Genomic DNA, 23,258 nt, shown 5'->3' with positions numbered 1-23,258 from the left:
AAGTTCTGCCGACTCGGCGGTGGGTGGCTCAGGAGCGGGGTGGGGTGGTGGGGGAGAGGAGCCAGGCGTCGAAGAAGGCGGTGAGCTCCCGGCCGGTCTCCTCCTCGATCCAGGCGAGGTAGGCGTCGCGGTCGGAGTTGTCGTTGTCGCGGGCGGCGGGCCAGGCGCGCACCATCGACCAGAAGGCGTCGTCGCCGAGCTCCTCGCGCAGCTCGTGCCACATCAGCGCCGGGCCGTAGTACACGTTCGACTCGCCGAACGAGGCCGGGTCGTAGTCGCCCGGCGGTCCCGACTCCGCGCGGTAGTCCGACTCGGACCCGGCCCAGTCGTCCATCACCGTGTCGACCGGCACGCCCTCGTCGTCGGCCTCCCACGCGCCCTGGAGGTACATCGCCATGCCCTCGTTCATCCACAGGTCGCGCCACTCGCTCGGGGTGACCTGGTTGCCGTACCAGTGGTGCGCCAGCTCGTGCACGAGCACCTCGGGCGAGGTGGCGTACTCCGTCTCGCCGAGCGTGATCATCGTCTGCGTCTCCATGCCGCTGTCCGAGTCGACGACCACGACGCCGGCGGTGTCGAACGGGTACGGCCCGAGCCGCTCCTCCAGCCAGGCGATGGCCTCCGGCGTACGGCGCAGCCGCTCGAGGTACTTCGGCTCCTCGGCCGGCGTCCAGTAGGTGATGGGTACGCCGGAGGCCGACTCGTCCTCGGTCATCGTGAAGTCGCCCGTCGCCACCGTCACGAGGTACGACGCCGCCGGCTCGGCGAGGTGCCACCGGGTGGTCGTCACGCCGCCGGCCTCGGTGCGCGAGCGGAGCTCGCCGTTCGCGACGCCCGTCCACGGCGCGGGCACCGTCAGGGTGAAGTCGTAGAGCGCCTTGTCGGACGGCTGGTCGTTGACGGCGTACCAGGTGTAGGCGCCGTACGGCTCCTGCATCGTCCAGGTCTCGCCGTCGTCGGTGATCGTCCAGCCGATGGTGCTGAAGTCGCTGCGCGTGGTGGGTGCCGCGGCGGGCTCGGGCGTCCCGGCGTACGACAGCGTGAGCTCGTAGCGCTCGTCCTCCTCGACCGGCGCCCGGACGACGAGGTCCTTGCCGCGGTGCTCGAGGTCGACCGGCTCGCCGTCCAGCAGGGCCTCGGAGACCTCGAGCGGTTCGCCCAGGTCGAGCTGGAACTGCCCGGCCGTCGCGGTGGCCCGGAAGGTGAGCACCTCGGTGCCGGTGAGCACCGACGCCCGCGGGTCCCAGTCGAGGGTGAGGTCGTAGTGCAGGGCGTCGACGCCGGGGTCGCCGACCTCCGGGTAGAGCGAGTCCTCGACGGGCTCGCTGACCGCGAGGTCCAGGTCCGGCGCGCCCGCGGGGGAGGCTCCCGGTGCCGGAGTGGGGTCGGCGGACGGCTCGTCGTCCTCGGAGGTGCAGCCGCCGGCGAGGAGCGCGGCGGCCAGGACGGCGGCGAGGGTCCGCCTCACTCCTCGCCCCGCAGCAGCGGGCGGGCCAGTTTGCGGCCATGGTGGATCTGCGCCTTGACGGTGCCGAGCGGGGCGCCGACCAGGCGGGCGATCTCGTCGTACGGCAGGCCGTAGACGTCGCGGAGCAGCAGCGGCTCCACGAACTGCGGGTGGTCGCGCTCGATGGTCTCCATCGCCTCGAGGAGGTCGAGACGGGTGCCGGCGATGACGCTGGTGGTGCGGGGGTCGGGCCGCTCGAGCGGCCCGTGGTCGTGCGGGTCGGCGGCGACCGCCTGGTTCTTCAGCCTGCGGTACGTCGACCGCGCACTGTTGAGCGCCACCACGTGCAGCCAGGTGGTGAACCGGCCCTCGCCGTGCCAGCCGCCGATCTTGGTGGCGACGTTGAGCAGCGCCTCCTGGCAGGCGTCCTCCGCGTCGGAGCTGAACGGCAGCACCCCGCGGCAGACGTTCAGCGTCCGCGGCCGGACGGCCGTCAGCAGCGCCTCGAGGGCGTCGCGGTCACCGGCTCGGGCCCGACGGGCGAGGTCGTCGATCTCGTCGGGCCCGAGCGCGGTGTCCGTCATGGGGGTCATCCTCCCCGACGGCTGTTACTTCACCTCGGAGCGGAGCACCGACCACAGGCCGATCGACAGCGGGATGATCAGCCAGATCAGGCCGGTGACGCCGAGCTGGCCCCACTGCTCGCCGGTCATCGAGCCGTTGAACAGGTTGCCCTGGGCGTAGTTGAAGTCGACCCACGGCTGGGCGTCCTCGAACCAGTCCTGGGACGTCGCGAGCAGCATGGTCAGCGGCGGCAGGGCGAAGCCGTAGACGAAGTAGCCCACGATCGCGGCGGCCGAGTTGCGCAGCAGCACACCGAACATGAAGCCGACCAGCATGCCCAGCACGTTGGCGAGGATGATGTACGACAGCTCGGTGACGCTGACGTTCCAGACGGTCTCGGTCCCGGCGATGGCGGTGCCGACGACGTTGCCGGCGGCGCCGATGACCGCGGCGAGCAGCATCGAGACGACGCCGACGCCGAGGGTGACGATGAACTTCGCGGTGATGACCCGGCCTCGGTGCGGCACCAGGGTGAAGCTGGTGAGGCCGGTGCGCTGGCTCCACTCGCCGGTCACCGAGAGTGCGGCGATGATCGGCAGCAGCACGGCCATCGGGAAGCCGATCGCGGTCGCGAAGGACTCGTAGTCGAGGGCGCTGTCGGGGGCGAAGGCGATGGTCGCGGCGGTGGCGATCAGCGCGAGGATCCCGACGCTGGACATCAGCCAGAACCCGGAGCGGGTGTCGAACGACTTGCGCAGCTCGACGGCGAGCAGCCGGGACATGGGGATCGGAGCGGGGGTACGACGCGGCGCCCGGACGGCGGGTGCGTCGACGGTGACGCTGGTGGCGGTGCTCATGCTGCGACCTCTTCTCGCTGGGTGTCGGCGGTGAGCTCGAGGAACATCTCCTCGAGCCCGGCGCCGTCGGCTCCGCGCAGCTCGACGAGGGCGATGCCCGCCTCGAGCGCGATCTTGCCGACGACCTCGGTGTCGGCGTCGACGCGGAGCGCGTCGTCGCCCCCGGTGGCGCCGCTGGGGACGGGGGTGAGCCCGGACGCGGCGAGCGCCCGGGTGAGCTCGGGGATCGCGCGGGTGCGGACCAGCGTGCCGGCCCCCGCGAGCAGCTCGGCCTTGGTGCCCTGGGCGACGATCCGCCCCTGGCCGATCACCACGAGGTCGTCGGCGATCACCTCGATCTCGTGCAGCAGGTGCGACGAGAGCAGGACCGTGCCGCCGCGGTCGGCGTACCCCCGCAGCAGGTCGCGCATCCAGCGGATGCCGGCGGGGTCGAGCCCGTTGGCGGGCTCGTCGAGGATGAGTACGTCGGGCTCGCCGAGCAGCGCGGTCGCGATGCCGAGCCGCTGCCGCATGCCGAGGGAGTAGTTGCGCACCCGGCGGCCGGCCTCCTGGGGGGTGAGGCTGACCGTGTCGAGCATCTCGTCGACCCGGCTCTTGGGCAGGCCCATGGTGCGCTGGGCGATGGTGAGGATCTCCCGGCCGGTCCGGCCCGCGTGCTGGGCGGAGGCGTCGAGGAGCACCCCGACCTCCAGGCCCGGGTTCGGCAGGTCGGCGAAGCGTCGGCCGGCGACCGTCGCACTGCCGGCGTCCGGGGGCGTGAGGCCCACCATGATCCGCATGGTCGTGGACTTCCCGGCGCCGTTGGGGCCGAGGAATCCGGTGACGCGGCCGGGCCGCGCCGTGAAGGAGACGTCGTCGACGGCGTTGAAGGCGCCGTACCTCTTGCTCAGTGAGTCGACCGTGATCATGGGGACGAGCCTGGTGCCGGGGGCACCCTCCCCACATCGGGGCGCAACGCTGAGCCGACCCCGGTCGCACCCCTGAGCCGTCTCAGGGTCGGACTCGGGGTCCAGACCACATAATGACTGCGTGCCCATGCCCAGCCGCCTCGGTCGGTACGCCGTCCGGCGCCGGATCGGCTCCGGTGCGTTCGCGACCGTGTGGCTGGCCTACGACGAGCAGCTCGACGCCCCCGTCGCGGTGAAGGTGCTCGCCGACAACTGGACCGACGACCACCAGGCGCGGCGGCGGTTCCTCGAGGAGGGGCGCTACCTACGGCGGGTCGAGTCCCCGCACGTCGTCCAGGTCTTCGACGCCGGCGAGCTCGACGACGGCCGCCCCTACCTCGTGATGTCGTACGCCGACCAGGGCACCCTCGCCGACGGGCTGGAGATCGACGGGCTGACCGCCGGGCAGGCGCTGGAGGTGGTCCGCCAGGTCGGAGCCGGACTGACCGCGCTGCACCGCCGCGACATCCTGCACCGCGACGTGAAGCCCGCCAACGTGCTGTTCCGCAGCGACGAGGGGTCGGTGCGGGCGATGGTCGCCGACCTCGGGCTCGGCAAGGCGCTCGACGTGTCGTCGCGGCTGACCGCGGTCGCCGGCACCCCGTCCTTCGTCGCCCCCGAGCAGGCGCAGGGCGAGCCGCTCGACGCCCGCGCGGACCAGTACTCCCTCGGCGCGCTGAGCTACCTGCTGCTCGCCGGGCGCGCGCCGTACTCCCACGCCTCGCTGGCCGCGGCCGCCCGCCCGGTGCCCCCGCCGCCGTTGTCGACGCCGGAGCGTCCGTACGACGACGCGGTCGACGCCGTCCTGCGCCGGGCGCTGGCCGCCGACCGCGAGGAGCGCTGGCCCGACGTCGAGGCGTACGTCGACGCGCTGGCCGCCGCGCTCGACGGCACCGCGGCCGGTCCGCCGGCCCCGTGGCTGCCGATCGACCCCGAGCTGACCCAGCCGGGCGGTGGCCCCGCGGCGTACCCCGAGGCGGCGCAGCCAGCGGAGCAGGACCCCAGGTCACCGGCCGCGCGCCGCTGGCCGGCCGTCCTGCTCGGGGTCGGCGCGCTGGTCGCGGGCGCACTCGGGGGGTTCGCCTGGGAGCAGTCGCGCCCGGACCCCGACGTCACGGTCTCCGACGACGACGGCACGTTCGAGGTGACGGTGCCGGCGTCGTGGCACCGCGCCGTCGCGACCGGGTCGTGGACGCCGCCCACCGGCGACGGCGAGGAGTCCGCCCTCTCGGTCGGCACCGACCGCGACTGGCACGACCCCGAGGGCACGGGCGAGGGGGTCTTCGTGGGGGTGCTCGGCGGCACCGAGCTCCCGGAGCAGCTGCCGCAGCATCCCGAGTGCGCCGTCGCCGGGCCGCGCAGCGACGACGTCCACGACGGCGACGAGATGCGCACCGTCCGCTACGAGGACTGCCCCGGCGGCCTGACCGTCGAGCGCGCCGTCCAGGTGACCGCCGACCGGCTGGTCTGGATCCAGGTCCGCAGCCGCGACCGGGCCACCGCGAACCGGGTGCTCGACTCGGTGGCGGTGTACGGGATGTGAGGGCTGCTCGGGCGTCGCAGGCTCATCACGGTATGCAGCCGGACTGGCACCTCCCACGGTGGGTACGCCGTGGGAAGCGACAACTCGTCTGCATCCCGTGATGAACCTGAGGCGACCCGCCCCCGCCGTACCCCGACCTACGGCACCCGCAACGACGCGCTGACCCGCTCCAGCAGGTCCGCCATGCCGGCCCGGTCGGTCTCGCGGCCCACGACCGCGACGGTGGCGTACGCCGAGGTGCGGCCGAGGTCGACGAAGCGCTCCATCGTCACGCGGCGGTAGCCGTTCTGCAGGTACGTCGCGACGAAGCCGTCGTCGGCCTCGTCCTCGACGACGACGTTCTGCATCTCGTCGTCGTCCTCGGCGCTCTCCAGGGCGCCGATCCGGGCGCTTCGCTTGACGCCGACGGACTGCCGGTCGGTGAAGATGCCGATCCGCAGCCGGTAGGTGTTCGAGTTCGCCCCGGGGATCGCGAAGGTGCGCATGGAGCCGTCGCCGCCCTTCGCCCAGCCCTCCGGGACGGAGGCGCGCAGCGCGTAGCCGGCGGAGGCACGGAACCTCGCCGCCACCAGCGGCAGCCCCGGCTCCAGCGCGGGGTCGTCCGGGTCGGGCTGCACGTCGTACTCGTTCACGGGGTACGACGGCGACGCGGCGGGGACCGGCATCGCCATGGAGATGGTCCGCGGCTCGTCGGCGTTGACCGCTCCGACGGCGTACCCTCCGGCGGCTCCGGCGACGGCGAGCACCAGCGCGATGCCGAGGGTGCGTGCCGTCATGGCGGACCAACCTAGTGGGTGGTGCTCTCCTGCCGGAGCGCGGGCAGCCACACCTGGTCGACGAGCACCTCGACCGCGTCCCCGCGCAGCGGCTCCGCCGTGTGGATCAGCTCGGAGGTCATCAGGGCGTGGCCGATGTTCTGGACGAACGCCGACGGTGACCCGGCGAGCTCGCCACGGGCGACCGCCGCGTCGACGAGGGCGGCGATCGGGCGCGGCACCTCGGGTCCGGCGAGCGAGCTGGTGCGTTCCTGCCGCTCCAGCAGCACGCCGCGGACGACCTCGCCGAACGGGCCGGAGTAGAAGGCCTCCAGGCCGCGGAGGAACTGCAGCAGGTCGGCCCGCAGGTCGCCGGAGCTCTCGACGAGGGCGTCCCCGGCGCGCAGGGCGCGCACGAGCACGGCCTGGGCCAGCTCGACCCGGTTGTCCCAGCGGCGGTAGACCACGTTCTTCGCCGTACCGCAGCGGTCGGCGACGCGGGTGATGGAGAAGCCCGACCAGCCGCCCTCGCGGAGCTCGGCCCAGGCGGCGTCGAGGATCGCCTGCTCCAGGACGGCGCCGCGGCGTCGGGTCCGGACCTGTTCCACGCCGCCATCCTCCCGCACCGTGCCCGATCGGCGAGCACTCGGTCCAGACCGCACAAGATACCGAGAGTGTTCTATTGACGACGGGTCGAGCGCGGACCTACGGTGACGGTCGCCACACACTTGAAACCTTTCATTCATGCGGGGGACCGATGACACGAACTCTTGATCCACGGCGTCGACGGCGGCTCGGCCGCCTCCCGGCGGTCGCCGCGACCGCTCTCGCCCTCGCGGCCTCGGCCGCGGTGGCGATCCCCGTGACGACCGCCGAGGACGCGGCGGCCGCACCGGTGGCCGCCGCGGCCGACCCTGCCTCGCCGCTGCTGACCGCGGCCACCTTCGCGGACCCGCCGCAGAGCGTCCGGCCGATGTACCGCTACTGGATGCCGCTCGCCTACACCGACGACGACGTGCTCCGTCAGGAGCTGCGGGACATGGCCGCGTCGGGCGCGGGTGGCGTCGAGATCGCGCCGTTCATCGTGCCGGGCGCGGGCAACCAGACCAACGCCTTCCTCGAGCAGTACGGCTGGGGGACGCCCGCCTGGGCGCACAAGATGGAGGTCATCACGACCGAGGCGGCCGAGCTCGGCCTGGTCGTCGACCAGAACCTCGGGCCGCAGTACCCGCCCACCGTGCCGACCCTCAACAGCTTCAACCAGCGCGAGGCCGAGCAGAAGCTGATCTTCGGCCGGGAGTTCAACGCCCCCGGGTCCACGCGCACGGGCGCGCTGCCGGCGCCCACCGTGGCCCCGCCGAACGTCACCACCCAGCTCTGCGCTCCCGCGGCCGCGGGTGACGAGGTGCTGAAGGTCGCCAGCCTCGGCGGCTACGCGCCCGGCGACACCGTCACCGTCGGCACCGGCGGCACCGCGGAGAAGGTCGTGGTCAGTGCCCTCGGCGACCGAACCGCGACCTGCGGCGACCTGTCGGTCTCACCGGTGCGCGGCGCGCACGCCGTCGCGGAGTCCGTCGTCACCGTGGCCCGCAGCACGCGGATCAAGACCCTCGTCGCGCAGTGCGCGGCCGCGTGCGACGCGACCACCCCGGCCCCGGTGCCGCTCGTCCCGTCGTCGGTCACGGACGTCACCGACCAGGTGAGCGGCGGCCGGCTGGAGCAGACGTTCCCGACCGGCAACGGCCACCCGTGGGTGGTCATCGACCTCACCCAGACGGCCTCCGGCCTGGTCGCGCAGCGCAACGGCTACACCGCGACCCAGCCCAACTACGTGCCCGACCACTGGAGCCGGGGCGGGGTGCAGATCCAGACCAACTTCTGGGACGAGCACATCCTGACCCCGAAGGTCCGCGCCAACCTCAAGAAGATCGGCAGCGGCGCCGTCTTCGAGGACTCCCTCGAGCTCGGTGAGACCCAGAAGTGGACCTGGGGCTTCCTGCAGCAGTTCGAGAAGCGTCGCGGGTACGACCCGACCACCCTGCTGCCGGCCCTCGCCGGCGCCGGGATCCAGGGCAGCGGCACGCCGGCGTTCGAGCTCGCCGGCGTCGGCGCCCAGGTGCGCGAGGACTACCGCCAGACGCTGAGCGACCTGTACGTCGAGCGCTACGTCGCGCCGATGCAGGAGTGGGCCGAGGGCCACGGGCTGAACTACCGCGCCCAGGCGTACGGGGTCCCCATCTCCACCAGTGCCGCGTCCGCGGTGACCGGCATCCCCGAGGGCGAGTCGCTCAACTTCTGGGACCCGCTCGGCGCCGAGCAGAACTTCCGCAACGTCTCCTCCGGCGCGCACCTCTCCGGCCGCAACATCGTGTCGGTCGAGTGCTGCGCGGTCTTCCAGGGCGGCTACCGCTCCAGCCTCGCCGGTCCGTACGTCGGCGGCCAGTTCGGCCAGGGCGGCGACGGCACCCAGACCGGGGGGAAGTACTCCCAGGGCCTGCTCGACAGCATCTACACGTCGTACGCCGGTGGCGTGAACCAGCTCGTCTGGCACGGCTACGCCTACCGCGACGCCCCGGTCGGCGTCGGGACCAGCGGCCGCGACGGCTCGTGGCCCGGCTACCACCCGTGGGACATCTTCGGCGCGATCAGCGTCAACGACGAGTTCGGTCCGCGGCAGGCCAGCTGGCCCGACTACGCCCCGGTCAACGACTCCCTGGCCCGCGACCAGCTGGTCCTGCGCCAGGGCCGGGCGACGGTCGACCTCGGCGTCTACTACGAGGACCTGGGCCTCGCCGGCGCCAGCGCCGGCACCCAGCAGCCCGTCCAGCACCTGCTCGGCACCGGCTCGGCGACCTCGAAGGCCGGCTACACCTACGAGTACGTCGCCCCGAGCTTCCTCACCGACCCCGACCTGGAGGTCGAGGAGGACGGCGGACTGTTCGGCGACCGGTCCGACCACGCCGCGCTGCTGCTGAACGACCAGAGGACGCTGTCGGTCGCCACCGCCGAGCGCCTGCGCGACCTCGCCCGCGAGGGCCTGCGGATCTTCGTCGTGGGTGGACTGCCGACCGCGACCACCGGCGCGAAGCCGGGGGGCGCCGCGCTCGCCGGGGTCGTCGAGCAGCTGCTGGCCGAGCCGAGCGTGGCGCACGTCGCCGACGAGGCCGACCTGCCGGCGGCCCTGGAAGCGGCCGGCATCCGGCCGACCGTCACGCCCGAGGAGCCGACCGCGGCCCTCGGCCTGGTCCGCCGCGAGGCCGACGGGGTCAGCTACGACTTCGTCCACAACCGGTCGGGCGAGACCTTCGCGCAGGACCTGACCCTCGCGGGGTCGGGGAAGCCGTACCTGCTCGACACCTGGACGGGCGAGATCACCCCGATCGGCGAGTACACCACCGGCGCCGGGACGGTCACCGTCCCGGTCGAGATCGCGCCGTACGACAAGGTCGTCGTCGCCCTCGCGGGTACGGCGGCCGCCCCGGCACCCGCGCCCTCGGTGCACGCCGTCAGCAGCACCGGTGACGTCCGCGCCGACGGTCAGGCGCTCACCCTGCGGGCCGGTGCGGACGGGCAGTACGTCACCCGGCTCAGCAACGGCGCGTCCCGCACCACCGCGGTGAGCGGACTGGCCGCGGGTCGGGCGCTGGACGCCTGGTCGCTCGAGGCGCAGACCTGGACGCCGGGCGACCAGCAGTGGACGACGGTCAAGACCGACCAGCCCGCGGTGAGCCTGACCGCCCGCGAGGACGGCACGCTGCCCTCGTGGCGGGAGGTCACCGCGCCGGTCGACCTCAGCCAGTCCTCGGGCATCGGCACCTACACCACGACCCTCGACCTGCCGGGGACCTGGAAGCCGGCCACGGACGGCGCCTACCTGTCCCTCGGCGCGGTGCTCGACTCCGCGTCGGTGACGGTCAACGGCACCGCGGTGCCGGTCAACCAGGGCGCCCGGGACCGCATCGACCTCGGGAAGAGCCTGCGTCCCGGCGCGAACACGATCGTCGTCCGGGTGGCGACCACGATGTTCAACGCCGTGCGGAAGTCCGGGGACAGCAACTACCAGATGCCGGCCTGGCAGGAGGCGGGCCTGCGCGGGCCGGTGGTGCTGTCGACGTACCGCGACACGGCGATCCCGGTGTCCACCACGCCCCCGGTCCCGCCGGTCCAGCCGAAGCAGGCGACCACGACCACGCTGAAGGTCACGCCGAAGCGGCTCGCCGCGGGCAAGCGGGCGGTGGCAGTGGTGCGGGTCTCGTCGCGGGCGACCGGCAAGGTCCGCATCCGGGTGGACGGCAAGGCCGTCCGCACGGTCAGCGTGACCCGGGGCCGCGCGCGGGTGAAGCTGCCCGCGCTGCGCGTCGGTCGGCACCGCATCCGGGCCGAGTTCCTGGGCACGACCGCGCTGAAGCCGTCCGCGTCGAAGCGCGTGGTGGTGAAGGTGGTCCGGCCTCGGCGGTGACGTCGACCCGGACCGGCTGAGGTGAGGGCGGTGCGACCCGAGAGGGTCGTGCCGCCCTCGCTCGTCGCCGAGGGGCGCCGGTTTCGGCACGAGCCCGGTCTCCGCCTAGCGTCTCGCCCATGACGAGCCTCCTGCTGCGCGACGCGCGCCTGGTGCCGGTCGCGGCGGGCGACCGGGTGTCCGACGCGCCCCTCGACGTCCTGGTCGAGCACGGCACCGTCACGGCGGTCGGCCCGCGGCTTGAGCGGCCGGCCGGGACCGAGGTCGTCGAGGCCGGCGGGCGGTGGCTGGTGCCGGGGTTGTGGGACCAGCACGTGCACATGGCGCAGTGGACGCTGGCCTCGCAGCGCCTCGACCTGGCTCCCGAGCGCTCTCCCGAGGCGGTCGTCGCGCGGGTCGCGGAGCGGATCGCCGAGCACCCCGGTCTTCCCGTGATCGGCTGGGGTCACCGCGCCGGCAGCTGGGAGCGCGACGTCACCGTCTCCGAGCTCGACGCGGTCTCCGGCGACACCGCGGTGGTGCTGATCAGCGGCGACGGTCACCACGCCTGGCTCAACACGACCGCGCTGATGCACCTGGCGATGCCGGTGCGCGACTCCGTCGTCCGCGAGACGGAGTGGTTCGCGGCGTACCCCCGCCTGGCCACGCTGGTCGGCAACGACGGCACCTCGCCGGAGGCCTACCGGCGCACCCTCGCCCACGCGGCGTCGCTGGGGATCGTGGGCTTCACCGACTTCGAGTTCGGGGCCAGTCGCGCCGACTGGCTGGAGCGGTGGTCGCGGGGCTGCGACACGCTCCGGGTCCGGTGGGCGACGTACGCCGACACCCTCGAGGACGTCATCGCGGCCGGGCTGCGGACCGGCGACCCGCTGCTCGGTGATGACCGGCTCACCATGGGGCCGCTGAAGATCATCAGCGACGGCTCGCTCAACACCCGCACCGCCTGGTGCTGCGAGCCGTACGCCGACGCGCACCGGCTGGAGTACCCCGCCGGCCAGCCCAACCAGCCGCCCGACGAGCTGCGCCGGCTGCTGGCCCGCGCCCACGGCGCCGGCCTGGAGGTCGCCACCCACGCGATCGGCGACGCGGCGGTGGCCGATGCGCTGGCGGCGTACGCCGAGACCGGGGCGCGCGGGTCGATCGAGCACGCACAGCTGGTCGGGCGGGACGACGTACGACGGATGGCGGAGCTGGGCATCCGGGCCAGCGTGCAGCCCGCCCACCTGCTCGACGACCGGGACCTGACCGAGAAGGTGTGGCCGGACCGGGCCGCGCGGTGCTTCGCCTTCCGCTGGATGCTCGATGACGGGGTCGACCTGGCGCTGGGTTCCGACGCGCCGGTCTCGCCGCTCGACCCGTGGCTCGCGATGGCCGCCGCCGTGCACCGCAGCGCCGACGAGCGCGAGGCGTGGCACGGGGAGCAGGCGCTGACCCCGCGCGAGGCACTCGCCGCCTCCGTCGACGGTCAGCCCACGGTCGGCGTCGGCTCCCGCGGCGACCTCGTCCTGCTCGACGCCGACCCGGCAGGTCCTGCCGACTCGGCGGCGGAGGCGGCCGCCGTACTGCGCGGGATGTCGGTGTCGTTGACGGTCGTCGCCGGCCGGGTCGTGTACGACGCGCTGGCGGGATAGTCCGTCACACCAGGGGGAGAATTCTGCCGGCGGACCCCCCTCATGTGACGGACTACCCCACCGCAGCCAGCACCAGCTCGGCCGCCGCGGCCTGACCGGCGGCGAGCGGGTGGACGGCCAGGCCCACGCCGGGCTTCGTCTCGAGGCCGTTGACCCATGGCTCGTCCGCGCAGACGCCGTGGTCGGCGCTGGCGTCGTACAGGTCGACGTACGACGCCTCCGCGGCGCGGGCCGCGCGCTGCTGGACGGTGTGGAGGCGCTCGTTCAGCCCGGCGAGGAAGGGGCGTACGGCGTCGGGGAGCGGGAACCGGTCGGCGCAGCTCGCGTCGGCGTCGATGATCTGCGGGTAGCCGACCACCACGACCTCCGCCTGGGGCGCCCGCTCGCGGACCGCGGCGATGGCGTCGGTGAGGTGGTCGCCGAGGCCGTCGACCGCCGCCTCGAGGCCGGCCCGGTCGCGGCACGAGGTCTGGTCCGTCGCGCACCCGATCAGCCGCGCGAACACCGAGTCGTCGTTCCCGCCCAGCCCGATGGTGACGAGCGCGGTGTCCTCCTCGAGGGCGTCGAGCTGCGGCGGCACGTCGCCGGTGGTCGTGGCCTGCGGGGTGCGCAGGTTCGCCGTCGTCGCGCCGCTGCAGCTGACGTCGGTCAGGGCGTAGCCCAGCTCCTCCGCGACCAGCGCGGGATAGTTCACCGACGAGCGCAGGCATCCGTCGGTGACCGGGTCGGAGCTGATCAGCGGGGCGGCGGTGTAGGAGTCGCCGAGGGCGACGTACGACCGCTCCGGCGCCGCGCTCGACGGCGGGACCCGGACGGGGTCGGGTACGTCGGCGGAGGGCTCGGGGTCGCCGCCGCAGCCGGCCAGGGTGAGGGCGAAGGCCAGCGAGAGGGCGGCCAGGGCCGGTCGACGCAGCATGCGCCCAACCTACGGACCGCTCAGGAACCGCGGAGGTAGGCCAGCACCGCGGAGACCCGGCGGTCGGAGGCGGGGTCGAGCCGGAGCTTGGCGAAGATGCTCCCGACGTGCTTGCGGACCGCCGCCTCGCTGACCACCAGGACGCCGGCGATCGAGCCGTTGGTACGGCCCTCGGCCATCAGGCCGAGCACCTCCCGCTCACGCTCGGTCAGGGTCGCGAGCGGACCGTCGTCGCGGCGGCGGCCGAGCAGCTGGCGCACGACCTGCGGGTCGACGACGGTCTCGCCCGCGGCCACCCGGTCCAGGCTGTCGAGGAACTCCCGGACGTGACCGACCCGGTCCTTCAGCAGGTAGCCGACGCCGCCGCCGGGCGCGCTGTCCAGGAGCTCGGGCACGTACGCCTCCGCGACGTACGCCGAGAGCACCATCACCGCGACCTCGGGCTGCTCGGCGCGGATCCGCGCGGCGGCCCGCAGCCCCTCGTCGGTGTGGGTCGGGGGCATCCGGATGTCGGTGACGACCGCGTCCGGGCGCTCGCGGGCGGTGAAGGCCAGCAGCGCGTCGGCGTCGCCCACGGCCGCGACCACCTCGTGCCCGGCCCGCTCGAGGATGCCGACCAGCCCCTCGCGCAGCAGGGCGGCGTCCTCGGCGAGCACGATCCTCAGCCGTCGCACGGGCACTCCATCCGCACCTGGGTCGGCCCGCCGGGCGGGCTGGTCACCTGCAGGTCGCCGCCGAGCGCCTCGAGCCGCAGGGCCAGCCCTCGGAGGCCGCTGCCGGCGCCGTCCACGACAGCCCCGCCGACCCCGTCGTCCACGACGCTGAGCACCAGCGAGCCCGAGCGCCGCCAGGCGTGCACCTGCGCCTGACGGGCGCCCGAGTGCCGGGCGACATTGGTCAGCGCCTCGCTCACCACGAAGTACGCCGCCGCCTCCACCGGCCCCGGCAGCCTCCCGTCGAGACGGACGTCGACGCTCACCGGGACGGGCGAGCGGTCGGCCACCTCGTGCACGGCGGCGGCCAGCCCGTGGTCGACCAGCACCCGCGGGTGGATGCCGCGCACCGTGCCGCGCAGGTCCTCCAGCGCCTGCTCGGCCTGCCGGTGCGCCTGCCGTACGGCGCCCAGCCCCGGCCCGTCCGGCACGTCGAGCTCGGCCCGGCCCAGCGTCATCGTCAGCGCCACCAGCCGCTGCTGCACGCCGTCGTGCAGGTCGCGCTCGATCCGCCGGCGCTCGGTCTCGAACGCGTCGACGAGGTCGACCCGCGAGCGCCGGAGGTCGGCCACCGCGCGGGTCAGCTCGGCCTCCCGCGGGTCCAGCAGCAGCCGGGCCAGGGCGGCCTGGGCGACGGCCAGCACGGTCAGCAGGTACGCCGCCAGCACGGTCGCCGGCAGCCCGACGGCCAGCGCCGCCACCCAGGCCTCGGCGCCGGGGTCCACCCGCCAGCCGAGGACCTCGAACGTGTCGACGCTTGCCAGCCACGGGGCGAGGAGCAGCAGCACCGGCACGGCCGCACCGAACAGCAGCACCAGCAGGTCGATCGGCCACAGCACGAGCGCCAGCAGGGCGGCGTACCCGATCTCGGCCCAGGACACCGGCAGCCGGCGGCCGGCGCGCAGCCGCTCGCGCAGGCTCGGGCCGGTGACCGACCGGCCCTGCACCAGGCGCAGCCGGTGCCGCTCCACCGCGGCGACCAGTCCGGCGAGCATCGGCACCGAGGCGAGCACCAGGAGGCCCACGACGAGCACCGCGGTCAGCACGCCGAGCAGCACCGTCGTCGAGAGCACGACCAGCGCGACCAGGCCGACCGGCACCGACGAGGCGAGGTAGCCCAGCGCACCCCACGGCCAGCGGGAGCCGAGCAGTCGCCACGGCCCCGACCGCACCGCGGTCCAGGCGTCGGGGAGGCTGCTCACGCCTCGACCCTAGGGGCCGTGAGCCGCCCGCGGGGTAGCGCACGCGCTACCTCCGATGTCGCGTGCGGGCCAGCGACCCGGGGGCTCGATCCGCGTGGGATGGACCCATGACCAGCACCCAGGCCGCCATCGCCACCGACGTCGCCGTCGCGCTCGACGGCGTCACCCGCACCTACCGCTCCCGCGCCGGCGACGTGCCCGCCCTCGCCGGGGTCACGCACGCCTTCGCCCGCGGCAGCTTCACCGCCGTGATGGGTCCGTCCGGCTCCGGCAAGTCCACGCTGCTGCAGATCGCGGCCGGGCTCGACCGGCCGACCCGGGGCGAGGTGCTGCTCGCGGGCCGCCCCCTCGGGCGCCTGGACGAGACCGAGCTGACCCGGCTGCGCCGTACCTCGATGGCGTTCGTGTTCCAGGCCTACAACCTGCTCGACGCGCTGACGGCGTACGAGAACGTCGCCCTGCCGGTGCGGCTCGCCGGCGGCCGGGTCGACCGCGCGGCGGTCCTGTCCGCGCTGCGCCAGGTCGGGCTGGAGGAGAAGGCTGGGCGTCGGCCGCCCGAGCTCTCGGGCGGCCAGCAGCAGCGGATCGCGATCGCCCGGGCGTTGCACGCGCGGCCGGAGGTGCTGTTCGCCGACGAGCCCACCGGCGCGCTCGACCGGGCCTCGGGACGCCAGGTGCTGGAGCTCCTCCGCTCGGCCAGCGACGAGCACGGGCAGACGGTGGTGATGGTGACGCACGACCCGCTGGCGGCGTCGTACGCCCACAGCACGCTGTTCCTCGCCGACGGCCGGGTCGTCGGCCGGCTCGACCGCGCCGACGCGACCCGGATCGCCGCCGCGATGAGCGAGCTGGAGCGGTGATGATGCTCGCGATCAGCCGGCGGACGGTCCGCCGGTCCTGGCCGGCGTACGTCGGCGCCTTCGTCGCCCTCGCCTGCGGGGTCGTGCTGATCGGGATGGCGGTGACGATCGCCGGCGCCGTCGAGGAGACCCTGAGTGCGCCCGGCGTGACCGCGGCCGAGCGGATCGAATTGGAGGACCTGTCCGCGCTGATCGGCATCATGTCGGCGGTCGCGCTGTTCATGGCGCTCTTCGTGGTGGCCAGCACCTTCGGGTTCGTGGTCGCCACCCGGCAGCGCGAGCTCGGCCTGCTCCGGCTCGTCGGAGCGACGCCGCGGCAGGTCCGGCGGATGGTTCTCGGCGAGTCTGCCGTCGTCGCCCTGCTCGCGTCCGCGGCCGGGGCGCTGCTCTCGACCCTGCTCGCTCCGGCGTTCCTCGCGCTGCTCCGGGCGCGCGGCGTCACCACGCTCGACCTGGAGCTTCCCGCGCCGTGGCTGGCCTGGTCGATCGCCGTACCGTGCGGCGCGGCGGTCGCCCTGGCCGGCAGCTGGCGGGCCTCCAAGCGGGCCGCCCGCGTCGCCCCGTCCGCGGCCCTGCGGGAGGCTTCGCTCGAACGCCGCCGTCCGAGCGTGGTGCAGATCCTGGTCGGGACCACCTTCCTGCTGGGTTCCCTCGCGGTGCTGCCGCTCGCGGGGCGGGTCAGCCCGCTCTTCGCGCTGGTCGCCGCGGTGCTGCTGCCCGAGGTGGTCGTCATCGGGCTGGTCTGCTTCGGCCGGGTGCTCTTCCCCTGGCTCGGCGGCCTGCTCGCCGCACCGTTCGCGCGCCGCGACGTCTCGGCCCGGCTCGCCCGCGACCACGTGCGGACCGCGTCCCGGGCGCCGGCGGCGCTGGCCGCCCCCATCCTGGCGATCTCGGCGATCGCCGGGTCGCTGATCGTCACGCTCAGCTTCACCGCCGACTGGACCACCGCCCTCAACCGCGAGCAGCTGCACGCGCCGGTCGTGGTCGAGACGGGCGGGGATCCCGCGGCGGTCGACCGCCTGCGCGCCGCCGGCGTCGACGTGGCCGACGAGCGGACGACGCTCCCCGTGCTCCTCGGCGCGGACGCCTCCCGCGAGAGCGTGGACGTCGTCGACGTCGGGTCGGCGGAGCAGGCCCGCGGGCTGGTCGCCGTACGCGGCAGCCTGGCGCGGCTCGACCGCGGGCACCTCGCGATCAGCGAGACCTACGCGACGGACCAGGGCCGCAGGATCGGCGACCGGATCCGCGTGCAGATCGGCGAGCGGGTGCTGCGACCGCGGGTGGGGGCCGTCGTACGCGATGCGCCGGACCTGTACGGCGAGGTGCTGCTCCCGCGCGCCCTGGTCGGTCCCGGGGCCGGCACCGTGGAGACGGTGTTCGTGGTCCCCGGCGACGTCGACGTGGCCGCGGCGCTCGCGGGCACCGACGCCGAGGTGCTCTCCGCGCCGGCCTGGATCGAGCGCACCGACGAGCAGACCCGGGCGGGCAACACCGTCGGGCTGTGGGTGCTGCTCGGCCCGTCGGGGCTGTACGCCGGCATCGCGATCGTGAACTCGGTGCTGATCGCCGGCTCCCAGCGGCGCGCCCAGCTCCGCGCGGCCTCGCTGCTGGGCGCGACGGTCCGGCAGCTGCGCCGGGCGGCGCTGTGGGAGGCGGGGGTCGTGGGCGCCGCCGCGCTCCTGGTCGGCGGGGCGGTGGTCGCGTTCGTGGGCTCGGTGGTGCGGGTCTCGATCGCGCGCGACGTCGGCGACGTGACGTTCACCCTGCCGTGGCTGCCGCTGCTGGCCATCGCGGTGACGTGCGGCGGGCTGGCCCTGCTCGCCGCGCTGGCGGGCTCGGTCCAGTCGGTCCGGGCGCTGCGGCGGGCCGCCTGACGGATCGGGTACCACTGCTGGGGTGAGCACCCCGGAGGAGCAGACCCAGCAGGAGTCGCTGCTGACCGTGCTGGTGGCGCTGACGGCGAACGGCCTGCTGGCCGTGGCCAAGTCGGTCGCGGCGGTGCTGACCGGTTCCGCCGCGATGGTCGCGGAGGCCGCGCACTCGTGGGCGGACACCGGCAACGAGGTCTTCCTGCTGGTGGCCGAGCGGACCGGGCGGCGCCCGCGGGACGAGGAGCACCCGCGCGGCTACGGGCGCTCGACGTACATCTGGTCCCTGGTGGCGGCGTTCGGCCTGTTCTCGGCCGGGGCGGTCGTGTCGATCTGGCACGGCGTCACCGAGCTGATGGACGAGGAGGCCGGCGCCGAGAGCTACCTGGTCAACTACGTGGTGCTCGGCGTCGCCTTCGTGCTGGAGGGCTCCTCGTTCCTCCAGGCCTCGCGGCAGGTCGGCGGCGCGGCCCGCCGCTGGGGGATGCCCCCGCTGCGCTACGTCAGCCGTACGTCGAACCCCACCCTGCGCGCCGTCTTCTTCGAGGACTCCGCGGCCCTCATCGGCATCCTGCTCGCAGGCGGCGGGATCGCCCTGCACCAGCTCACCGGCGACCCCATCTTCGACGCGCTCGGCTCGATCGCCGTCGGGCTGCTGCTGGCCGTCGTCGCGATCTTCCTGATGCGGCGCAACATGGACTACCTGCTGGGGGAGGGGCTCTCCCCGGCGCTGCGCGACGGCGTACTCACCCGGCTGCTGGAGCACCCCGAGATCGACCGGATCACCTACCTGCACGTCGAGTACGTCGGCCCGCAGAAGCTCTTCGTCGTCGCGGCCGTCGACCTGGTCGGCGACGACACCGAGCCGCACCTCGCGCTCCGGTTCCGCAAGGTCGAGGCGGACGTCGAGCGCGACCCGATGATCGAGGACGCCGTCCTCACCCTCGCCCCACCCGACGAGCCCGCCCTCCTCCCCCGAACCCGCACCTGACCCCCACCTGACCCCCCACCCCGCCGACCCGGCGTGAATGTGGTGCCGACCCGGCGCGAACTCGCGCCGGGTCGGCAGTCATGTCTGCCCGGGAGGGGTCAGGGGAGGTCGATCGGGCGCAGCACGCGGTTGATGGCGTGCCCGACCTGGCGGTTGCCCTTGTTGATGTCGGTGACGACCACCCGGGCGTTGCGGTCGTTGCGGTCGAGGTCGGTGATGACGACCCGCTTGCCCTTCACCCGGATGCCGATCTTCGCGCCGTTGGCCGTGCGGATCCGCTTGCCGTCGGCCTTGACGACCTTCTTCGCGGTCAGCGTCTTCCCGGCGACCACGTGGTAGAGCAGCACGCTCTCGAGCGTGTCGACGTCCGCGACCGACGCGAGCGCCCGGAACGTCGCGCGCTCGGTGCGCGGGGCGGTGCCGGAGATGTCCTTGACCAGCGCGCGGAACGCCGCGTCCGTCGGCAGGAACGCCGTCGCGCGCTTGCGGCCCTGGGTGAGCAGGGCGACGGGGCTGTCCGGCTTGGCCTTCAGGACGGTCAGGACCCCGCGCTCGAGGATGTCGAAGTCCTGCCAGTTCCTGTCGAAGCGGTTGCCGTCGGCGGCGAGCACCCGGGCGAGGCTCTTGGTGCCCGCGCGGCGGTCGGCGCTGTCGGCGTTCGCCGCGGGGGCGGGCGTGACGGCGCCGAGCGCGAGCGCGGTGGTCGCGGCGACGGCGATACCGGTGATGACGTGCTTCATCGAACTCATCCCTCCGTTGTGTGTGCCTGGCTGAGGGGGTTCGGAGCCGGTGCCGCGAACGGATGGGTGCTACTCGGCCCTGTTCTCCGGCGCCCCCAGCGCCAGCGTCAGCGCCAGCACGGCCTCCGGGTCGTCGAGGCGGTCGCCGTACAGCTCGCGGAGCTGCCCCATCCGGTAGCGCACGGTCTGCGGGTGCACGAACAGCGCGGCGGCGACGTCGTCGCGGCGACCGAGGTGGAGGAGCCAGGCGCGCAGCGTCTCGGTGAGTTTCTCGGCCGCTGCCGGCCGCAGGTCGGCGAGCGGAGCCAGGGCGCGGGCCCGGAGGTCGGCGAGCGCGTCGGGGTCGGCGGTGAGGACCAGTTCCGGCAGGTGCGTCTCGGTGTCGACGCCGAGGCCGAGCTGACGCGCGCGGCGCGCCCGGTCGTACGACGCCCGCACCTGGCCCCACGGCCGGGCCGGACCCGCCACCGCGCCCCGGTCGCGCAGCGCTCGGAGCAGCGCGGGGCGACGGCGGCCGTGCGCGTCGGGGACCAGCAGCAGCACGTCCTCGTCGCCCGGCAGGTCCGCGGCGCGCAGCGTGTCCGGGCTGACGGCGCCCAGCACGGGGCGTACCTGCGCGGCCGGCGCCAGTACGGCGGTCAGCGTGGTGGGCAGCGCCCAGTCCGCCCGCTCGGCGGCCTCGAGCACGGCCTCGGCCGGCGACCCGTCCAGCAGCCGCTGGGCCAGCCGGTCGAGCAGCTCCCGGCGTACCCGGCCGGTCATCGCGGACTCGTCGTCGTGGCCCGCGACGCTCGCCGCCGACAGCTCGTCGATGTAGGCGAAGACCAGCTCCGCGAACGCCGCCAGCGTCTCGCCGTCGATGCCCGCCTCGACCGCCGTCGTCGACATCTCCCGCCAGCAGACCCGCGCCCCGATCCGGTAGGCCGCCAGGATGGCGTCGGTCGAGCGCCCGCTGCGCGCCTCGCCGCGTCCGAGCTGGTAGGCGCCCTCGACCGCCGGTGCCGCCGGGGTGCGCAGGTCGGCGCCGCGACGCCCGCTGGCCAGCGACAGGAATCCGGCCAGCGCGAGCTGCACGGCGGTGCGGATCCGCTCGCCCATCGGGCCGCTGAAGGCGTCGGTGTAGCTCGGCACCTCCTCGATGATCGCGGTCACCGCGTGCTCGGCCACCTCCGGCAGCTCGGCGCGCATCTCGGTCACCGCGCGGGCGGGCAGCCGCAGGCCGTGCCCGGCGGTACGACGGGTGGGCGGTCCGGCCACGGCGTACTCCTTTGTTCTCAGTGAACAATAAAGTGGGACGGGTTCACGTCGCCTGGACAGGACTTTACTCGGGGTGAGACGGGACAGTAGGAGCATGACGGCCTCCGCCATGCCTCGTCCCGCTGCCGAGAGACCCTCGCTGCGCGGAATGCTGCGCCGCGTCGCCGACGCCGCGGTCACCCCGCTGGTGCTCGACGACGTCCTCGACCACTTCCACCCGCTGCGCCGCGGCACCGAGCTGCGCGGTCGGATCGTCGGGATCGTCCCGGAGACCGCGCACTCCGCGACCCTGGTGATCAAGCCGGGCCGCGACTGGGCCGGGCACGAGCCGGGTCAGTACGTCCGGGTCGGGGTCGACGTCGACGGGGTGCGCCTGTGGCGCACGTACTCCCTGACCCACGGCCCGCGCCGCGACCGCTGCATCAGCGTCACCGTCAAGGCGATCCCCGACGGTGTCGTCTCGAACTACCTGGTGCACCGCGCGCAGGTCGGCGAGATGATCCAGCTCGCGCAGGCCGAGGGCGAGTTCGTGCTGCCCCAGCCGCTGCCGCCCAAGCTGCTGCTGGTCACCGCCGGCTCCGGCATCACGCCGGTGATCGGGATGCTGCGCAACCTGTTCTCGCGGTCGACGCCGCCGGCCACCGACATCACCCTCGTCCACGTGAACCCCAGCGAGTCCGCCTCGATCTTCCGCGAGGAGCTCCGCTCGCTGGGCGCGGCCGGCCGGATCACCCTGGTCGAGCGGTATGACGACCAGCACGGCCTGCTGGACGTGAGCGACCTGGCCGACTTCGTTCCCGACCTCGACGAGCGGCTGACCTACGCCTGCGGGCCGGCCGGCCTGCTCGACGCCCTCGAGGCGCACCACGCCGAGCGGGGGCTGGCGCTGACCACGGAGCGGTTCCGGCCGCGGCTGGTCGAGCCCGGCGAGGGCGGCACCGTCACCTTCACCAACGGCGTCACGCTCGACGCCGACGGAGCGACCCCGATCCTCGACGCCGCCGAGGACGCCGGCGTACTCATGCCCAGCGGGTGCCGGATGGGCATCTGCATGGGCTGCGTCCTCCCGATGCGCTCCGGCGCCGTACGCGACCTGCGCAACGGCGCCATCACCACCGCCGTCCCCGGCGAGACCGGCCCTCAGGGCGTCCCGATCCAGACCTGCATCAGCGCTGCTGCCGGCGCGTGCACGATCGACCACTGACTCACGGAAGCGAGACAGCCATGACCGTCATCACGAAGCAGCCCGTCAACCCGACCGCGCACCTCACCCCCGAGGACATCGAGCAGATCGGCATCGAGCTCGACGCGATCCGGCAAGAGATCCTGGACGCCCGCGGCGAGAGCGACGCGGCGTACATCCGCAAGATCGTGAAGGTGCAGCGCAACCTCGAGCTCGGCTCCCGCGCCGTGCTCCTCGGCTCGGCGTTCCCGCCGGCGTGGGTGCTCGGCACCGTCGGTCTGTCGGTGGCCAAGATCCTCGAGAACATGGAGATCGGACACAACGTCATGCACGGCCAGTGGGACTGGATGCGCGACCCGAAGATCCACTCGACCACCTGGGAGTGGGACAACGCGTCGACGGCGGAGGGCTGGAAGCACAGCCACAACGAGATCCACCACACGTACACGAACATCGTCGGCAAGGACAACGACCTCGGCTACGGCATCATGCGCGTCGACGAGGACCAGCGCTGGGTGCCGCTCTACCTCGCGCAGCCGCTGTGGAACTTCATCAACGCCTGCTTCTTCGAGTACGGCATCGCGGCGTACGACCTCGAGCTCGGCAAGAACCTCCGGGTGCCGAAGGAGAAGCGCAGCGCGGAGTTCAAGCGCAACGCGAAGAACACCCTGCGCAAGATCCGCAAGCAGGCCACCAAGGACTACCTCGTGCATCCGGCGCTCGCGCTGCCGTTCGGCGCCGCGCTCCCGACCCTGGCCGCGAACTTCACCGCCAACCTGGTGCGCAACGTGTGGTCGCACTCGGTGATCATGTGCGGCCACTTCCCCGAGGGCGTCGAGACCTTCGAGAAGAAGGCGATCCCGGACAAGGAGACCCGGGGCGAGTGGTACGTCCGCCAGATGCTCGGCTCGGCCAACATCTCCGGCTCCAAGGCCATGCACCTGATGACCGGCAACCTCAGCCACCAGATCGAGCACCACCTGTTCCCGGACCTGCCGTCCAACCGGTACGCCGAGGTCGCGCCGAGGGTGCAGGCGCTGTTCGAGAAGTACGACCTGAACTACCACTCGGCCCCGCTGCCGCAGCAGGTCTACTCGGCCTGGCACAAGGTCGTCCGGCTCTCCCTGCCCAACGGCTGGCTGGCCACGACCAACGCCAAGAACCTCCCCGCGCAGACCAAGCTGCTGTGGGCGATGACGACCAAGGGTCCCAAGGTCCGCCGCGCCGCCCAGGCCCGGCTGCAGCAGCAGGCGCGGAAGCTGACCAAGGCCGCCTGAGGGCTGTGCCGGCCGGGGTAGTCCGTCACAACAGGGGGGCCTTCCCGC

Annotated in this window: 19 protein-coding genes; 8 read left to right on the top strand and 11 right to left on the bottom strand. The window is 73.9% G+C overall.

Annotated features, from left to right (window positions below; genetic code table 11):
• Positions 1-28: 28 nt before the first annotated feature.
• Genes VMF51_RS12620 through VMF51_RS12605 form a run of 4 tightly spaced genes read right to left on the bottom strand, consistent with a single transcriptional unit; the run spans position 29 to position 3,776 of the window.
• A complete protein-coding gene (locus VMF51_RS12620; protein WP_325474787.1) occupies positions 29-1,468 on the bottom strand; it encodes a M1 family metallopeptidase in 1,440 nt (479 codons plus the stop codon).
• Positions 1,465-2,031 carry an RNA polymerase sigma factor gene (locus VMF51_RS12615; RefSeq protein WP_325474786.1) on the bottom strand — a complete coding sequence of 189 codons (567 nt, stop codon included), beginning with the start codon at positions 2,029-2,031 and terminating at the stop codon, positions 1,465-1,467. The genes VMF51_RS12620 and VMF51_RS12615 overlap by 4 nt, the downstream gene beginning before the upstream one ends.
• Positions 2,032-2,055: 24 nt before the next feature.
• Positions 2,056-2,868, bottom strand: a complete 813-nt coding sequence (locus VMF51_RS12610; protein ID WP_325474785.1) for an ABC transporter permease — start codon at positions 2,866-2,868, stop codon at positions 2,056-2,058.
• The gene (locus VMF51_RS12605; protein WP_325474784.1) at positions 2,865-3,776 is read right to left on the bottom strand and encodes an ABC transporter ATP-binding protein; all 912 of its coding nucleotides are present in this window, start codon (positions 3,774-3,776) and stop codon (positions 2,865-2,867) included. Before VMF51_RS12605 ends, VMF51_RS12610 begins: the two co-directional genes overlap by 4 nt.
• 127 nt (positions 3,777-3,903) lie before the next feature.
• Here VMF51_RS12605 and VMF51_RS12600 point away from each other — a divergent pair, with 127 nt between their 5' ends.
• Positions 3,904-5,358 (top strand): serine/threonine-protein kinase, encoded by a 1,455-nt coding sequence (locus VMF51_RS12600; protein WP_325475045.1) that lies wholly within the window; start codon positions 3,904-3,906, stop codon positions 5,356-5,358.
• A gap of 137 nt (positions 5,359-5,495) precedes the next feature.
• On the opposite strand, the gene VMF51_RS12595 is transcribed toward VMF51_RS12600, so the two are convergent.
• On the bottom strand, positions 5,496-6,134 hold the full coding sequence (locus tag VMF51_RS12595) for a hypothetical protein (RefSeq protein WP_325474783.1): 639 nt from the start codon (positions 6,132-6,134) through the stop codon (positions 5,496-5,498).
• 11 nt (positions 6,135-6,145) lie between these two features.
• Complete coding sequence (locus tag VMF51_RS12590) at positions 6,146-6,721, bottom strand: TetR/AcrR family transcriptional regulator (protein WP_325474782.1); 576 nt, start codon at positions 6,719-6,721, stop codon at positions 6,146-6,148.
• Positions 6,722-6,870: 149 nt separating this feature from the next.
• Between VMF51_RS12590 and VMF51_RS12585 the strand changes: the two genes are divergently transcribed.
• Positions 6,871-10,572 (top strand): glycosyl hydrolase, encoded by a 3,702-nt coding sequence (locus tag VMF51_RS12585; protein WP_325474781.1) that lies wholly within the window; start codon positions 6,871-6,873, stop codon positions 10,570-10,572.
• 119 nt (positions 10,573-10,691) lie between these two features.
• Complete coding sequence (locus tag VMF51_RS12580) at positions 10,692-12,203, top strand: amidohydrolase (protein WP_325474780.1); 1,512 nt, start codon at positions 10,692-10,694, stop codon at positions 12,201-12,203.
• A gap of 52 nt (positions 12,204-12,255) precedes the next feature.
• On the opposite strand, the gene VMF51_RS12575 is transcribed toward VMF51_RS12580, so the two are convergent.
• From VMF51_RS12575 to VMF51_RS12565, 3 genes are read right to left on the bottom strand one after another with little or no spacing between them, the layout of a single operon-like run.
• A complete protein-coding gene (locus VMF51_RS12575; protein WP_325474779.1) occupies positions 12,256-13,119 on the bottom strand; it encodes an SGNH/GDSL hydrolase family protein in 864 nt (287 codons plus the stop codon).
• Between the two features lie 20 nt (positions 13,120-13,139).
• The gene (locus VMF51_RS12570) at positions 13,140-13,784 is read right to left on the bottom strand and encodes a response regulator transcription factor (RefSeq protein WP_325475044.1); all 645 of its coding nucleotides are present in this window, start codon (positions 13,782-13,784) and stop codon (positions 13,140-13,142) included.
• Positions 13,781-15,034 carry a sensor histidine kinase gene (locus VMF51_RS12565; RefSeq protein ID WP_325474778.1) on the bottom strand — a complete coding sequence of 418 codons (1,254 nt, stop codon included), beginning with the start codon at positions 15,032-15,034 and terminating at the stop codon, positions 13,781-13,783. The genes VMF51_RS12570 and VMF51_RS12565 overlap by 4 nt, the downstream gene beginning before the upstream one ends.
• A 107-nt stretch (positions 15,035-15,141) precedes the next feature.
• On the opposite strand from VMF51_RS12565, the gene VMF51_RS12560 reads away from it, so the two are divergent.
• The 3 genes from VMF51_RS12560 to VMF51_RS12550 are packed head-to-tail and all read left to right on the top strand — an operon-like array spanning position 15,142 to position 18,753.
• The gene (locus VMF51_RS12560; RefSeq protein WP_325474777.1) at positions 15,142-15,894 is read left to right on the top strand and encodes an ABC transporter ATP-binding protein; all 753 of its coding nucleotides are present in this window, start codon (positions 15,142-15,144) and stop codon (positions 15,892-15,894) included.
• Positions 15,894-17,768: an ABC transporter permease gene (locus VMF51_RS12555; RefSeq protein ID WP_325474776.1), complete on the top strand. Its 1,875-nt coding sequence runs from the start codon at positions 15,894-15,896 to the stop codon at positions 17,766-17,768. The genes VMF51_RS12560 and VMF51_RS12555 overlap by 1 nt, the downstream gene beginning before the upstream one ends.
• 22 nt (positions 17,769-17,790) lie before the next feature.
• Positions 17,791-18,753, top strand: coding sequence for a cation diffusion facilitator family transporter (locus VMF51_RS12550; protein ID WP_325474775.1), 963 nt, complete (start codon positions 17,791-17,793; stop codon positions 18,751-18,753).
• 98 nt (positions 18,754-18,851) lie between these two features.
• Here VMF51_RS12550 and VMF51_RS12545 read toward each other — a convergent pair whose 3' ends face one another.
• Together VMF51_RS12545 and VMF51_RS12540 are read right to left on the bottom strand one after the other, a co-directional pair.
• The gene (locus tag VMF51_RS12545) at positions 18,852-19,493 is read right to left on the bottom strand and encodes a fasciclin domain-containing protein (protein ID WP_325474774.1); all 642 of its coding nucleotides are present in this window, start codon (positions 19,491-19,493) and stop codon (positions 18,852-18,854) included.
• 69 nt (positions 19,494-19,562) lie between these two features.
• Positions 19,563-20,750, bottom strand: coding sequence for a helix-turn-helix domain-containing protein (locus VMF51_RS12540; RefSeq protein WP_325474773.1), 1,188 nt, complete (start codon positions 20,748-20,750; stop codon positions 19,563-19,565).
• 94 nt (positions 20,751-20,844) lie between these two features.
• On the opposite strand from VMF51_RS12540, the gene VMF51_RS12535 reads away from it, so the two are divergent.
• Both VMF51_RS12535 and VMF51_RS12530 read left to right on the top strand, forming a co-directional pair.
• Positions 20,845-21,954 (top strand): ferredoxin reductase, encoded by a 1,110-nt coding sequence (locus tag VMF51_RS12535; protein ID WP_325474772.1) that lies wholly within the window; start codon positions 20,845-20,847, stop codon positions 21,952-21,954.
• A 20-nt stretch (positions 21,955-21,974) separates the two neighbouring features.
• A complete protein-coding gene (locus VMF51_RS12530; RefSeq protein WP_325474771.1) occupies positions 21,975-23,210 on the top strand; it encodes an acyl-CoA desaturase in 1,236 nt (411 codons plus the stop codon).
• The last annotated feature ends 48 nt before the right edge of the window (positions 23,211-23,258 follow it).

The organism is Nocardioides sp. (genome assembly GCF_035503875.1).
Classification (GTDB): domain Bacteria; phylum Actinomycetota; class Actinomycetes; order Propionibacteriales; family Nocardioidaceae; genus Nocardioides.
The sequence above is the reverse complement of the archived record's forward strand: the minus strand, read 5'-3'. Positions and strand labels throughout refer to the sequence as shown.